Below are 17,285 nucleotides of genomic sequence, written 5' to 3' on the forward strand. Positions count from 1 at the left end.
ATGAAGGTACTTTTTCATTCATTTCATGATATAGAAACCGTAGTGAAAGAAGTAATGACCGACTTATTAAAAGATACGACGAATCCCTTGGATTTCGATAAAAGCTTTGTGGAATTAGGTATCAGTTCGGTATTGTCAGTCGAAATGGTAGAGATGATTAACGGGAAGCTAGGCATTGACTTAGGGATTGAGGTCGTTTTTGATCATGAGAATACCAAGCAACTAGCCACGCACATTTTCGAAAAATATCAGCCAGCAAGTGGGAATGAAACGCTACAGGAAATCGCTCCAACAACAGATCGTACCCAGGCTGAGAACGGTTCACCAGCGATTGCGAGCAAGATAGGTACAATCATTGCTCAGCTATTGGATAGACCTGTGGAAACCTTGAGTTTCGATAAAAGTTTCATAGAGCTGGGCATTAATTCTGTGTTGGCGGTCGAATTAATAGAAGCGGTCAATGCTGACTTGGAGATTAATCTTGGCGTAGAAGTTATTTTTGATTATCCAGAGGTGGGTGAGCTGGCTGAATATATCTCTCTGCAATTTGCAACAGAGATGGCAGCAGATGATAGCCAAATCCCGCCTGCTGTTATTCGCCACTCGGATATCGCGATCATTGGAATAGCAAGCAGATTTGCTGGCTCGGATTCGGTGGAAGAGTTTTGGGAGCATCTTGCGTCTGGCGACAGTTGTATCGAGGCAATAACGCGCAGTGGTTGGGAAGCGAAACAATATTACGGCGGTCTTCTCAAGGACATTGATCAATTTGATGCATCCTTTTTCAATATTTCGCCTGATGAAGCAAAAAATATGGACCCTCAACAAAGGTTATTCCTGCAAGAATCCTATAAAGCTTTTGAAGATAGCGGATACTCTGTTGAACAGTTATCGGGGAGAAAAGTAGGTGTGTTTGTCGGGGGACGCCAATCAGACTACAAAGAGAAATCCGTGTTGGCCGAAGGTATCTCTTCACAAACGATGCTAGGCAATGAAATGTCGATGTTAGGGGCAAGGCTCTCCTATTTTTTAAATCTCAAGGGATCCAGTCTTGCTGTAGATACAGCTTGTTCTTCTGCTTTGGTAGCCATTCATTTAGCCTGCGACAGTCTTCGCAGGGGAGAAACCGAAATGGCTCTTGCAGGCGGAGTGGCGATTCACAGCTCTCCCGAATTTTTTGTGATGTCCTCGAAAATGGGCGTGGTCTCACCCGATGGAACATGCAACGCCTTTGACAATGATGCAAATGGCATGGTGTTTGGAGAAGGCGTTGGAGCTGTCGTACTGAAGCCAGTTGTGCAAGCGATGGAAGATGGCGACCATATTTATGCGATCATCAAGGGCTCGACCATGAATCAGACGGGAAAATCAAACGGGATTACCGCACCGAGCATGCTTGCCCAAAAAGAATTGATTATCGATGCTTATCAAAATGCAGGGGTTGATCCGGAGACGATCAGCTATATCGAAACGCACGGGACAGGAACACAGCTGGGTGACCCTATTGAAGTGAAGGCATTGATGGAAGCATTTCGTTCGTTTACGGATAAAACACAATTTTGCGCGATTGGCACACATAAGCCCAATATCGGTCATACCACGATGACATCGGGACTGGCGAGTCTGTTTAAAGTTGTCATGGCGATGAAATATAAGAAGATCGCTCCGACGATCAGCGTCAAGGAAGTCAATAAGCATATCAAATTGAACGGAAGTCCCTTTTTCATCAATACCGAGCTCATCGAATGGAATACCAGTGATGCCACTCCGCGAAGAGCGGGTGTGAGCGCTTTAGGATCGAACGGAACCAATTGTCATTTGATTATGGAAGAAGCGCCGATGGTACAACCGATACGAAGCAATCAGCAAGCAGGAGCTTACTACTTGTTCCCGTTTTCAGCCAAGAGCGAGTCAGCTCTCACGCAAAAAATGGTTGAAATGTCTCAATGGTTAGAAAAAGAAGCGGGACGTTTTCACGAACAAGATATTTCCTATACCTTGTTCACAGGGAGAAGTCATTTCTCGCACCGTTGCATGTTTATTGCCAAGGACGCAGATGAATTACGGCAAAAAATCGCGGAAGTAAAAGAAACGGGAACAGCTGCTGATTATTTTGTCCAGTATGAAACGGATTCCGTAAGACTAGACAAGAGCTTGAAAGAGTTCGGAGAAAAATTAATGGCAGAGGTAGCAGAGAACCGTTCGCTACCCACTCAAGTGAGTAAAGAGAAGCTGTCCACGCTTGCCGATTTATTTGTAAAAGGATACAAGCTGGATTGGCGTTCCTTCTATAAAAACGGCAGATACACCCGGGTGCCTTTGCCAGCCTATCCATTTGGAGGGGAACGCTATTGGCTGCCCAAAACCAAGAGACAGGATCGTTTGCCCAATACTCACCCCGAATTGTGGAAGGAGATGGACGAGCTTCTTTGCAAGCTGTTATGGGGGCAAATGCAGTCCATCGGTTGGTTTACGGACAAGAGTGTGAATGTCGCCGACCTCAAGGCAAAAACAGGCTTCCATCACCGCTATGAAAAATGGATGGAAGAAACCATGGCGATGTTCACTCGTCATGGTTATCTCGTTGGCTATGATGGAGAGCAATGCCTGGTGGTCGATCCGACTTTGATCGAGGTAGAAGCTGTATGGGAAGAATGGGATCGACGTAAGGTGGCATGGCGTGAAGATGCCAATTTGGAAGTGCGGATCAGATTGCTGGAAGCTACGATGAAATCTCTGCCTCACATTGTAACAGGCAAGCGACTTGCTACGGATGTCATGTTTCCAGGCTCTTCAATGGAATTGGTGCAACATATTTATAAAAATAACCCGGTGGCAGACCATTACAATGAAGTGCTAGCGGAAACAGTCGCAACCTATGTGGAAGAACGCTTGAAAAAAGATCCTTCTGCAAAAATTCGCATCATAGAGATTGGTGCGGGGACGGGCGGAACGAGCACGTTTGTCTTTGAAAAGCTGAAGCCTTATCAGGAGCTTATTGAAGAATATTGCTATACCGACATCTCCAAAGCATTTTTGATGTTCGCACAAAAAGAATATGGACCGCACGTTCCGTATCTGACCTATCAGATTTTTAATGTGGAAGCGCCTTTTGCTGAGCAAGGAGTTCGAGCGGGCTATTACGATTTGGTGATTGCGGCTAACGTGTTGCATGCCACCAAGGATATTCGCAAAACTTTGCGCCATACCAAAGCTGTTTTGCGAGAAAACGGTTTGGTTCTTTTAAATGAGATTAGCAGTAATTCCTTGTTCCTACATCTGACCTTTGGTCTGTTGGAGGGCTGGTGGCTGTCTGAAGATACGGACGTACGTATTCCTGGTTCTCCTGCCTTAACTCCGACAAGCTGGCAAACGGTGCTGGAGAATGAAGGATTTCACACGATCTCTTTTCCAGCTCGGGAAGCTCATGATTTGGGACAACAGATTGTCATTGGAAAAAGCGATGGCGTCCTTCACTCTGATGTGCGTGTCGGTACGACTGTATCGCCTATCGCGCGCGAGACTGTACAGCAGGGAAAAGCAGAAGGGAAAGTCTCATCGCAGCCAGCACCCCTAAACATTCCAAGCCAATCTGTGGTGACCGAGCAGAAGGTGACGGATTATGTGAAGGATATGATTATTGAAAAGCTGGTCACCGCATTGGAAGTCGATGTCGATTCGATCGATGTGGACGAACCTTTCAGAGATTATGGATTGGATTCCATTCTTGGCGTTAGATTGGTACAAGAGATCAATCAAGCGTTGATGATTGAAATAGAGACGACGATTCTTTTTGATTATAGTACGGTAAATCAACTTACAAGCTATATTTTGTCTGAGTACAAAGAAGTCATTGTTCAAGCGCTAGGGCAGGAGAGCAGTCTATCCGAGCAGCGTGATGATTCCGTCTCTGCGATTCAGAGCGAGCCATTCATTCAAGCAGCTCCTGTGCTTTCAGAGGAAAAAGTAAGCGTGTCAGAAAAAGCTTCGTTCTTCACTGAACCCATTGCGATTATTGGAATGAGCGGTACGTTTGCCTCATCTGACAACGCTGACGATTTATGGGATCACTTGGTGAACGGTTCGGATTTGCTTACGAAAGTGACTCGCTGGGATTTATCAGCGTACGGCCTGGACGATGCAGAGGGCTATCAATACGGCGGGCTTGTAGAAAATATTGACTTGTTTGATCCGCTTTTTTTCAACATCTCCGGTCTGGAAGCTGACTATATGGACCCGCAGCAACGCTTCTTTTTGGAGGAATCCTGGAAGGCGTTGGAGGATGCTGGCTATGCGGGTCAAGGCGTGCAAGGAATCCAATGCGGCGTCTACGCAGGATGCGCCAAAGGTGATTACGATCGTCTCGTGGGAGAGAATCCTCCTGCCCAAGCCTTCTGGGGAAATATGGAGTCCATTGTTCCTGCTCGGGTTGCTTATCATCTGGACTTGCAGGGGCCTGCCGTCACGATTGATACTGCTTGCTCCAGTTCCTTGGTGGCGATTCATATGGCGTGCCAAGCCTTGCGGACAGGCGAGGTCGATATGGCATTGGCAGGTGGGGTCTTCATTCAATCTACGCCGGGATTCTATTTGCATGCCAAGCGAGCAGGTATGCTGTCACCGACAGGACGCTGCCATACGTTTGATGAGCGTGCAGATGGCTTTGCGACGGGGGAAGGCGCTGGTGTCGTTGTATTGAAACGTCTCTCGGAAGCGATCGCTTGCGGAGACCATATTTATGGTGTCATTCGAGGCTCGGGAATCAATCAGGATGGGACGACGAATGGGATTACTGCGCCGAGTGCGAAATCTCAGGAGCGTTTGGAACGCCATGTCTACGATACATTCGACATCAATCCTGAGCAAATTACGATGGTCGAGGCTCATGGAACAGGGACCAAGCTGGGAGATCCGATTGAGTATCAAGCGCTGACCCGCGCTTTTCGAGCCTATACGGATAAAAAAGAATTTTGTGCGATTGGGTCGATCAAGACGAATATTGGTCATACCCAGATCGCAGCAGGCGTTGCAGGGGTCATCAAAATCCTTTTGTCATTGAAACACAAACAAATAGCGCCATCCCTGCATTTTGAAGAAGGGAACGCCAACATTACGTTTGAAGGCAGCCCCTTTTATGTCAATACTAGCCTGAAGGAATGGTCAGTGGAGCCGCAAGCCAAACGTTGCGCTGCGATCAGTTCCTTTGGAGCCAGCGGTACAAATGCGCATATGGTAATCGAAGAGGCGCCTCAGGTTGAGCGGAGTCATGCGAAAAAGCCGGGCTATTTGCTTGTGCTGTCGGCGCGTACTTTTGAACAGTTGCGTCAACAGGTTGCCCAATTGCTGTCGTTTTGTGAAAAAACACCGGAGACGGATTGTGGAAATATCAGCTATACGCTGTTAGTAGGCAGAAAGCATTTCCATCACCGCTTCTCTTGTATTGTTCAAAATACAGCCGAGCTTGTCCAGCTTTTGAAAAAGTGGCTGGAAACAGGAAAAGCATCTCAGGCTTTTGTTTCCGAGTTACATGAAAAAGATCATCGTGAACAAACCGCATTGAAACGTTACGGAAATCAAAGCATCGAGAATCTGCATGCAACGAGTCAGGCGAACGAATATTTGGAACAGCTGTCTGTGATCGCGGAATTGTTTGTGCAGGGATATGGATTACATTATGACAAGCTGTTTGCGAACGATCTGTATGGTCGTATTCCACTTCCTACGTATCCTTTTGCCAAGGAACGCCATTGGGTACTTGATAGTGAAACAAAAGCAAATACAAGGGGAACGGCCAATACCACCACAACGTCCGTGATCCATCCCATGCTGCATCAGAACACTTCTACTTTTTCCGAGCAACGGTTTAGCTCCACTTTTACGGGAGAAGAGTTTTTCTTGGCGGATCACGTAGTCAAAGGGCAGCGGGTGTTACCGGGAGTTGCCTATCTTGAGATGGCCAGAACTGCGATGGAGCACGCTGTAGGAGAGAACGTGAATGGAGACACTGCGATTAAACTACAGAATGTCGTATGGGCTCGTCCGATTGTTGTAGGCGATCAGCCTGTTCAGGTACATACGGGTCTCGTTCTTGAAGAAGATGGTGAGGTATCTTACCAAATCTATAGTGAGATAGAGGGCAGTGATTCCGAGATCGTGGTACACAGTCAAGGAAATGCTGTGCTTTCTCCTCTTTCGGAGTTGCAAATGCTTGATTTGCCCGTTTTGCAAGAGCAGTGCAGCGAGCATGTGATTTCATCCGGGGAATTTTATGAGTTCTTCAAAGCGATTCAGATTGATTATGGATTCGGACATAAAGGAATAGACAAGGTATATGTGGGGCCAGGACAAGTCTTGGCAAAGCTGGTTCTACCGTTATCGGTCACCGGCTCAGAGGAGCAGTTTGTCTTGCATCCAAGCTTGATGGATTCAGCTTTGCAGGCATCTGTGGAGTTGACACTCTCTTCCCGCCACGTGATGTCGTCGGATAGTATGGGAAAACGCAAGCCAGTGATGCCTTTTGCTCTGGAGGAGATTGAAATCATCAGACCGTGCACCTCTGAGATGTGGGCATACGTGCGCTACAGCGACGGCAGCCAAGCAGGGGATAAGGTAGAAAAATACGATATGGATCTCTGTGACGACACAGGAACGATTTGTGTACGAATGAAGGGATTCACATCTCGGGTACTGGAAAGAGAGATTCAAACCGATCGTACAGCAATAAAAGCGCCAGTTGACACCGCAAGCGAATCGCTGATTGGAACCATGCTGCTGAGCCCTGTATGGGAAGAGGCTGCAATGGACCGTCGTTCGGAAAGCCCACTTGGAAGCGATCGTATTCTGATTGTTTGTGCAGATGACGAGAACCGAAGCCTTGTTCAACAACGCTATCCTCAGGCATCTGTTATGGAGATTACGCCCGCAGAAAGTATAGATGAAATAGCGGTGAAGCTTGCGCAGGTTGGTTCGATTGATCATATCATCTGGATCGCGCCGTGGATTGATTTGGAATACCTGGCAGAAGAGGCACTCATCATCGAGCAGGAGCGCGGTGTATTTCATGTGTTTCGCTTGCTAAAAGCTCTGCTAAAGCTGGGCTACGATACCAGGGAGCTAGGATGGAGTCTCGTAACCTTCCAGACCCAACCGATTCATCCAAATGATGTGGTCAACCCTATTCATGCCAGTCTTTACGGTTTAGTCGGTTCGATGGCAAAAGAATATACGAACTGGCGTATTCGGCTTGTTGATCTGGAAGCTGGTGGTGCTTGGCCAATGGAGGAGGTTTTCACACTTCCGCCAGATGCTGAGGGGAATGCATCCGTTTATCGCGGAGGGAAATGGTATCGCCAGGAATTGATTCCATTGCGTCAACCGCAATGGGAACAGGCTTCCTACAGGCAGGGGGGAGTCTATGTTGTGATTGGAGGTGCTGGCGGTATTGGCGAAGTCTGGAGCGAATACATGATCAGCACGTATCAAGCGCAAATCATCTGGATTGGACGCCGAGAAAAGAATGCAGAGATTCAATCCAAAGTGGATCGGCTTGCTAAGCTTGGACCTGCTCCTGTCTATATTGCAGCGGATGCAACGAATCGCAAGTCCTTGTATTTTGCCTATGAAGAGATCAAAAAGCGATACAAACAAGTGAACGGAGTCATTCATTCCGCGATTGTCCTGCTAGACAAAAGCCTCGCGAATATGGATGAAGAGCGCTTCCGTGCCGGACTTTCGGCAAAGGTAGATGTAAGCGTGCGGATTGCGCAAGTATTTGATCGGGAGCCGTTGGATTTTGTCATGTTCTTCTCGTCGATCAATTCATTTACCAAGTCGCCTGGACAAAGCAATTATGCGTCAGGTTGTACGTTTAAAGATATATTCGCGCACCAGCTTTCGTTGCATAGCCTTAGTGCAGTGAAGGTGATGAATTGGGGATACTGGGCGAACGTAGGCATTGTTGCTACCAAGGATTATCAGGAGAGGATGGCGCAGGCAGGACTAGGCTCTATAGAACCTCGCGAAGCGATGGCGGCCTTGGAAAGCCTGCTTGCTGGAGCGATGAATCAAGTCGCGTTGGTGAAAACAACGAAATCACAGGCCATGCTTACGATAAATCCGGATAAATCGATTCACATCTATCCAGAAAAACTGGTATCACATATCGAAAGTGTAAAGAATGATATGCCCAAACTAGAGTTTTCGTCTCAACGCAGACAATCTGAAATGGAGGCTTATAAATGAATACAATGGATAAGCTTCTCAGTGAACTACTCTATGGTCAACTACAGTCAATCGGGCTGTTCACGGTAAAAAAACAGACAATAGCAGAACTCAAAGCCAAATTGCATGACAGGTATGGAAAATGGCTGAAAGAAAGTATAGCCGTTCTCGTGCAAAACCAATATCTTGCGTATGATGGAGAGTCACTCATCGCAAACGATGCCACTCCTATCGATCTCGATACAGCATGGAAAAAATGGGACGAAGAAAAAACAGCATGGCTCAACGACCCGAATAGTAAAGCTCAGGTGATTCTGGTAGAGGCAACCATGCGTGTACTGCCAGAGATTTTGCTAGGAAAGATTCCAGCTACAGAGATCATGTTCCCTAATTCCTCGATGGAATTGGTGGAAGGGATTTATAAACACAACGAGGTTGCGGACTACTTTAACGAAGTGCTCGCCAATACGATTGTTACCTACGTGAAGCAGCGTACGGAGCAAGATGCTACTGCACGGATTCGAATTTTGGAAATCGGGGCGGGTACAGGTGGAACGAGTGCGATTGTACTGCCAAGGTTAAAACCCTTTCAGAAGCATATCGAGGAATATTGTTATACCGATCTTTCGCAAGCCTTTTTACTTCACGCCGAAAAGGAATACGGAGCCGAAAATCCATATCTCACGTATCGGATTTTTAACGTGGAAAAACCTGTTGAGGAACAGGGGATCGCTGCGGACACCTATGATCTGGTGATTGCCACAAACGTATTGCATGCGACAAAAAATATTAGCCAAACCTTGCTCCACGCCAAAACTGCTTTGCAGAAAAATGGCTTGCTGATTCTGAATGAGTTAACAAGCAATACCTTGTTTGCTCACTTGACGTTTGGCTTGCTGGATGGTTGGTGGCGCTATGATGATCCAGAATGGCGTATTCCTGGCTGCCCTTTGTTAACGGTTGAAACATGGCAAAAGGTGTTGAAGAAGGCAGGATACCGATCTGTTTTCTTGCCAGCAGAAGAGCATCTGGATTTATGCCAACAGATTATTGTGGCGGAAAGCGATGGGGTTATTCGCCGCAGCAGTAAGCCGAGGCAGTCTTCGGTTACAGTTGCGTATTCGCCTGTAAAAAAGCAAACCGAAAAGTTGAAGGCGATGCCAGTCAAAAAACAAGTGCCTGTACGCACAACACCAGCGAAAAAGTCAGGCAGAGTCACCGAGGAATTGCTTCGCGAGAAAAGCACGGCTTATATCAAAAGACTAATTGGTGAAACACTTAGAATACCGACCCATCAGATTAAATCATCTGCGCCATTAGAGCAATATGGGATTGATTCGATTCTGGTTGTGCAATTGACCAATTCGCTTCGCAAAGATTTTGCAAATATGAGCAGTACGATATTTTTCGAGTATCAAACGATTGATGCCTTGATAGAGCATCTCATAGAGACGCAAAAGGAAGCATTGATTAAGGTAATAGGATTAGAAACACAAGAAGCAGTTGACGAAACATCCCAGAACGAGATAGAGAATGTGGAAATGACCGCCTCTGCTTCATCAGCGTACACCGATCTTCCTGTGAGAAAAACGAGACGCTTTTTATCCGTTCGGGAACAAGAGAGCAAGGAAGCCGATTCGCCTTCATCTGTGGTGCGGGATGTGGCGATCATCGGTCTTTCCGGGCGCTATCCGCAGGCGAAAAATGTGGATGAATTCTGGAAGCGTTTAAAAGAGGGGAAAAACTGCATTTCAGAAATCCCTAAGGATCGCTGGGATTGGAAGAACTATTTTGACGAGGAAAAAGGCAAAAAGGAAGCAATGTATACAAAATGGGGCGGATTTATCGATGATATGGATAAATTCGATCCCTTATTTTTTCAAATCTCTCCAAAAGAAGCCGAGGAGATGGACCCGCAGGAACGGTTATTTTTACAAGAAGCCTATGCGAGTATCGAGGACGCTGGATATACGCCTACAACTCTGTGTGAAAGCAGAAAAGTAGGCGTTTTTGTCGGCGTGATGAATGGCAATTATCCGACGGGAGCCACTTATTGGTCGATCGCGAATCGACTCTCTTATCTATTAAACTTCCAAGGTCCGAGTGTGTCGGTGGATACGGCTTGCTCCGCTTCTCTTACAGCGATTCATTTAGCCTTGGAGAGCTTGTACAGCGGTACAAGCGAGTGTGCAATCGCAGGGGGAGTCAATCTCATTGTCGATCCCGTGCACTATATGAAATTGTCAGCTTTGACGATGCTCTCTCCTACGAATCAATGCAAGTCCTTCGGCGATCAAGCGGATGGCTTTGTGGATGGAGAGGGTGTGGGCGCAATCGTCTTAAAGCCTTTGGATAAGGCGATTGCTGATGGCGACCATATTTATGGAGTCATCAAAGGAAGCATGATGAATGCCGGTGGGAAAACGAATGGCTATACCGTCCCGAATCCGCAGGCGCAGGCGCAGCTAGTGGCAGATGCCTTGCAACGTGCCAACGTACATGCAAGAACGGTCAGTTATCTGGAAGCACACGGAACAGGAACGGAGCTGGGAGACCCGATCGAGGTTACTGGACTTACTCGCGCCTTTGAAAAAGACACACAGGACAAACAGTTCTGTGCATTGGGATCAGCGAAGTCGAATATTGGACATTGTGAGAGTGCGGCAGGGATTGCTGGCGTAACGAAAATATTATTGCAGCTGAAGCACGCGCAATTAGTGCCATCCTTACATTCCAGCACGCTCAATCCCAATATTGATTTCACCAAGACTCCGTTTGTGGTTCAGCAAGAGTTGGCGGAATGGAAACGACCGATCGTTGAGCTCAATGGCACAACCAATGAATATCCACGCATTGCAGGGATTTCCTCGTTTGGTGCAGGGGGAAGCAATGCCCACGTGATTATTGAAGAATATATTCCGGAAGAGCAACAGCAATCCAGTAGGAAGATTACACCTCAGAATCCGGCTATTCTTGTTTTGTCAGCAAAGAATGCGGAGAGGTTGTATGAGAAAGCAGAGCAGTTGGTAGCCTTTATCCAAGAACACTCCTTATCCGATGCGAACTTAGCCGACATGGCGTACACGCTTCAGGTAGGACGTGTAGCCATGGAAGAGCGTCTTGCTGTCCTTGCTGGCTCTATGGAGGAGTTGCAACAAAAACTAACCGCTTATGTAGAAGGGCAAGAGCATATTGCTGATTTGTATCGTGGTCAGGTAAACCGAAATCAGGAAATGCTGGATATTCTGACGTCCGATGATGAATTAGAAGAAACGATTGCGAGATGGATGGAACGCGGTAAATACAGCAAGCTTCTCGATCTGTGGGTGAAGGGCTTACCTATCGATTGGAACAAGCTTTATCAGGAAGAGCAACCGAATCGTATCAGTTTGCCGACGTATCCTTTTGCCAAGGAATCTTACTGGATCGAAGCCAAGTCTGTTGGCAGCAGCGCAGGAGTGGGTTCGATTCATCCTTTCTTGCACCAAAATACATCCGATTTCTTGGAGCAACGGTTTAGCTCCACGTTTACGGGACAGGAGTTTTTCCTGAGTGACCATGTCATCAAAGGAAAACGTGTCTTGCCAAGTGCGGCTTATCTGGAGATGGCACGGGCAGCGATAGAGCTGGCGACGGGAGGGCTTGGTTCGGAGCAAGAACAGGAAGGACTTCGTTTCAAAAATATGGTCTGGACTCAACCGTTGGCTGTTGGGTCAGAGCCCGTTCAGGCACATATCGAACTCTATCCTGAGGCGAATGGTGAGATTGTTTTTGAAATTTATAGCGATAGCATGCAAGACCAGGAGCAAAGGGCGGAGATTGTACACAGTCAGGGAAGTGCCGTGTTGTGTTCCATTCCAAATATTTCACCTCTCGATCTCACCGCATTGCAGGAACAGTGCAACCAAAGCACACTCAGCGCTGAACAATGCTATGAGACTTTCAAAAAGATGGGAGTCGACTATGGGCCTGCACATCGTGGGATCGAGCAAATTTTGATCGGTCAGGGGCAGGTGCTGGCGAAGCTGTCTCTGCCTTCTTCCGTGGCGAAGACCCAAGGACAATTTGGTCTGCATCCGAGTCTGCTCGACGCAGCCCTACAGTCGTCGCTGGGCTTGATGATGGCAACCAGTGATTTTGCGCTGATCCTTCCCTTTGCTATTGAGGAATTGGAGATCGTAGGTGCTTGCTCCGCTTCTATGTGGGCCCTCATTCGTTACAGTGAGGGCCATAAAGCTGGAGATAAAGTGGAGAAGTTTGATATCGACTTGTGTGACGAGAACGGAAATGTCCAGGTACGGATGAAGGGCTTTTCTACGCGCAAGATCGCAAATGAATCTGTTGGATCAGGAGCAGAAGCGCCAAAAGCTTCCGTTACTTTCGAAGAGGAGAAGGCCTTGGATTCCTCCTCACTGATGGAACAGGCAACCCATTATTTTAAAAAACTGCTTTCCTCCGTCATCAAATTGCCAGCCAATAAAATGGAAGCAGAAGCCTCGTTGGAAAAATACGGTGTCGATTCCATTGTGGCGATGCAGATGACCAAGGAGTTGGAAAAGCGATTTGGCTCGTTACCAAAAACGCTATTTTTTGAATACCAAACGATAAAAGAATTAACAGGGTATTTCCTTGAAAACTACCGTGAAAGCCTGATGCACATCCTGGGGGTGGGGGAAAATGCGGAAGCCCCCCTCACGCAAGAACCAGAAGCAACGAATGTGGACGAGTGGACAGCACAGACAGAGCGCAGGAGCAAAAAACACAAGTCTAAACGATTCGCATCCCTGCGCATGGAAACCCCACGACAAAATGGAGCGTTGGACATTGCCATTATTGGTGTTTCTGGACGCTATCCGCAAGCACGGAATATACAAGACTTTTGGAAAAATCTGCGCGACGGCAAGGATTGTATTACCGAAATCCCAAAAGACCGTTGGGATCACAGTCTGTACTTTGATGAAGCGAAGGACAAGATCGGTAAGTCGTATTCCAAATGGGGTGGCTTCATAGACGGTGTCGATCAATTTGATCCGTTGTTCTTCTATATCTCCCCACGGGAAGCAGAGCTGATGGACCCGCAGGAGCGGTTATTTTTGCAGTGCGTCTATGAAACGATAGAGGATGCAGGGTATACGCGCGATGCTCTTGGCAAGCACGAAGGCTTGGGAGGCAATGTCGGTGTTTACGTAGGCGTTATGTACGAGGAATACCAGCTCTATGCGTCCGCTGAACAGGCGTTGGGCAGAGCGCTTACGATTGCGGGAAGTCCAGCTTCCATCGCTAACCGCGTCTCCTATTTTTGCAATTTCCATGGTCCGAGCATGGCGGTCGATACGATGTGCTCTTCTTCGTTGACGGGGATTCATTTGGCGTGTCACAGCTTGCAGCGCGGAGAATGTGAGGTTGCGATCGCAGGTGGTGTGAATGTTTCTATACATCCAAACAAATATCTGTATTTGTCGCAGGGCAAGTTCGCCTCCAGCAAAGGACGATGCGAAAGCTTTGGGGAAGGCGGCGACGGATATGTACCTGGCGAAGGGGTTGGAGCGGTATTGCTCAAACCTCTGGCAAGAGCAATCGCTGATGGAGACCACATCTATGGCGTGATCAAAGGAAGCGCCATTAATCATGGTGGAAAAACGAACGGCTATACGGTTCCCAATCCTCATGCTCAATCAAGGGTGATTCGGCGAGCTTTTGAAGAAGCAGGAATTCATCCGAGAACGGTCAGCTATATAGAGGCACACGGTACAGGAACTTCCTTGGGGGACCCTATTGAAATTGCCGGATTGACGAAGACTTTTCAGGAATACACGAAGGAGAATCAGTTCTGCGCGATTGGCTCGGCCAAGTCAAATATCGGGCATGGGGAGAGTGCGGCAGGGATTGCAGGGTTGACCAAGATATTGCTGCAAATGAAATACAAGAGGCTAGTTCCGTCCCTGCATTCCCGCACACTGAATCCAAACATTGATTTCAGCAAGACTCCATTTGTGGTACAGCAAGAGCTGGCGGAATGGAAGCGACCGGTGATTGAAATCAATGGGGTAACGAGAGAATATCCAAGGATTGCGGGAATATCCTCCTTTGGAGCGGGAGGAGCAAATGCTCATCTCGTGATTGAAGAATACTTCGAAGAGGAACATCGCCCACCAATCAGCATCTCGGCAAAACATCCAGCTGTCATCGTATTGTCAGCGAAGAATAAAGACCGTCTTCGGGAGCAGGTGCAGCAGTTGTTGTCTGCTATTCGGGAGCAAGTGCTGACGGACAACGATCTAGCAGAGATTGCCTACACGCTCCAAGTAGGACGTGAGGCGATGGAAGAGCGGCTCGCTGTGATCGTCAAGTCGATCTCCGAGTTGGAAGCAAAGCTAACGGGTTATCTGGAAGATGAGGATGATAGACAAGACCTGTTTACGGGTCAGGTAAAGCGGAATAAAGAAACGATGGATGTTTTCGCAGCAGATGAGGATTTGCAACAGGCAATCGATACATGGATCACCAAAGGGAAATACGCAAAGATTTTGCAGATGTGGGTACAGGGACTGATTTTTGACTGGAACAAGCTCTACGGGGATACGAAGCCTCGTCGAATCAGCTTACCTGCTTATCCTTTTGCAAGAGAGCGCTATTGGCTGCCAAAGGATTCACAAGCTACTGGTTTTATCGCAGCAGGAGCACTGGCTACCCTGCATCCCATGCTGCATCAAAATACGTCTACCCTTTCGGAACAACGGCACAGTTCGACGTTTACAGGGCAGGAGTTTTTCCTAAGAGATCATGTCGTGAAGGGGCAAAAGGTTTTGCCTGGGGTAGCTTATCTGGAGATGGCACGAGTGGCTGTGGATTTGGCAGCAGGTGTCCGACCTGATAACCAGTCGGCGATTCAATTGAAAAATATCGTGTGGGCGAAACCAGTTATTGTGGAAGATGCACCCATCCAAGTACACACGGGACTATATCCGGAAGAAAATGGTGAAATCGCTTTTGAAATCTACAGCCAGCCAAGAGAAGCCGAGGAGAATCTAGTAGTACATAGCCAGGGAAGAGCAGTACTACGATCAGCTATGAAAGCGCCAACGCTCGACCTTTCTGCCATTCAAGCACAGTGCACAGCGAATAGTTATAGCAATAGCCAATGCTACGAAACGCTTCGTGGGATAGGACTGGCATACGGTCCATCACACCAAGGAATTGAGAAGCTGTTTGTCGGGCCAGACCAAGTGCTGGCAAAGCTGATCTTGCCTTCTTCCGTTACGGATACAGCAGGAAAATTTGTCCTCCATCCGAGTATCATGGACGCCGCATTACAGGCATCGCTCGGTTTCATGATGGGCACTGCCGACCTTCAGCCGTCCCTGCCTTTTGCCTTGGAGCAATTGAACATTTACAGTGCTTCTACAACGGCTGTATGGGCTTTGGTTCGCTACAGTGACGGCAATGCCGCTACACAAAAAGTGCAGAAGCTCGACATTGATTTGTGTGATGAGCAAGGCAAGGTTTGTGTAAGTATGAAGGGATTCACAACAAGGGTGCTCGAAGGTGAAAAAGCTGCTGGAGCTGCAAAAGGCAGCAAAAGTACAGGGGAATCAAGCAAAATTACTAGTACGTTGATGCTGCAGCCTGCTTGGATCGAACAAGCCATTCCTAAGGAAACCGAAGCTCCTGAATATGAACAGCATGTAGTGATGCTCTGCGAACTCGGTCATATTTCAGGGGAAAGCATTTCATCTCAGATAAACGGTGCGAAATTCCTAGCGTTGCAATCCGATCAGCAAGGCATAGCGGAACGATTTCAAGCGTATGCTGTTCAGGCGTTTGAAGAAATAAAAGCCCTTCTTCAAGCAAAGCCAAAGGGGAAGGTACTGATTCAGATCGTTACTCCTCTCCAATCGGAACAACGGCTGTTCGCTGGAATAGCGGGTCTGTTGAAAACGGCACAGATCGAAAACCCGAAAGTAATCGGACAGTTAATCCAAATCGATTCAACCGGAGATTCAGCGGGATTGGCGGAGAAGCTGAAAGCAAACAGCCTTTGCCCAACCGACAGCCAGATTCGCTATGAGTTCGGGAAAAGATATATGGCGGGATGGAGTGAAGTTGCAGTTCCACAGGATGAAGCAAGCATGCCGTGGAAAGACAACGGGATTTACCTGATCACGGGCGGAGCAGGTGGCTTGGGACTTATTTTTGCCGAAGAAATGGCGGAGAAAGCCCGTGGCATCACCTTGATTCTGACGGGACGCTCTGAGCTGACTGAGGAGAAGCAAGCAAAGCTTCGCAAGCTTGCGGACAACGGGACCAGAGTCGAATATCGCCAAGTGGATGTCACGCAGAAACAGGCCGTGGAGGATTTGATCCAAAGTATTCAATCCGAGTTTGGCGATCTTCACGGGATCATTCACAGTGCGGGCGTGACTCGCGACAACTTTATCCTGAAGAAAACCAAAGAAGAGGTACAAGCAGTTCTCGCGCCAAAAGTTGCGGGACTGATTCATTTAGACGAAGCGACTAAGGGACTGAATCTGGATTTCTTTGTGCTCTTTTCTTCAGCGGCTGGTAGCTTGGGCAATATGGGCCAAGCAGATTATGCGACTGCCAACGCCTTTATGGATAACTACTCCGCTTATCGCAACGAACAAATCGCACTAGGCGAACGGCAGGGTCAGACCATCTCCATCAATTGGCCGCTGTGGAAAGAGGGCGGAATGCAGGTAGACGAAGAGACAGAAAAGAGATTGTGGGACGACCTTGGCATGGTGGCTATGCAGACGGCTTCGGGTATCAACTGCTTGTATCGGGGGTTAGCTTCGGGACAAGATCAGTTGATGGTCATGGAAGGTGATCTTGTACGAATGAAGCAAAGGCTGATGGGGGCAACGGCAACCTCCTTGACCTCAACAGCTCATTCGAGCAGCTTGCAAAGCGAAGTTCAGGCGTCTTTGCTGAAAATGGTCGCTGAATTGCTCAAGGTTGATAGTGATGATATGGACATCCACGCTGAGCTCCATGAGTACGGCTTCGACCAGATTAAGCTGACCGAATTTACAAACAAGCTGAAT

Annotated in this window: 2 protein-coding genes (1 of these 2 only partly in view); both read left to right on the forward strand. The window is 47.8% G+C overall.

The features are described 5' to 3' along the window. Positions 1-8,241 (forward strand): SDR family NAD(P)-dependent oxidoreductase, encoded by an 8,241-nt coding sequence (locus FB479_RS00700; protein WP_142061538.1) that lies wholly within the window; start codon positions 1-3, stop codon positions 8,239-8,241. Next, on the forward strand, positions 8,238-17,285 hold the 5' portion of the coding sequence (locus tag FB479_RS00705; RefSeq protein WP_142061540.1) for an SDR family NAD(P)-dependent oxidoreductase. The gene runs 2,895 nt beyond the window's last position; only the first 9,048 of its 11,943 coding nucleotides appear in the window; the start codon lies at positions 8,238-8,240; the stop codon falls past the right edge of the window. The genes FB479_RS00700 and FB479_RS00705 overlap by 4 nt, the downstream gene beginning before the upstream one ends.

Origin of the sequence: Brevibacillus sp. AG162 (assembly GCF_006715575.1) — a bacterium.
In the GTDB taxonomy this organism is placed as follows: domain Bacteria; phylum Bacillota; class Bacilli; order Brevibacillales; family Brevibacillaceae; genus Brevibacillus; species Brevibacillus brevis.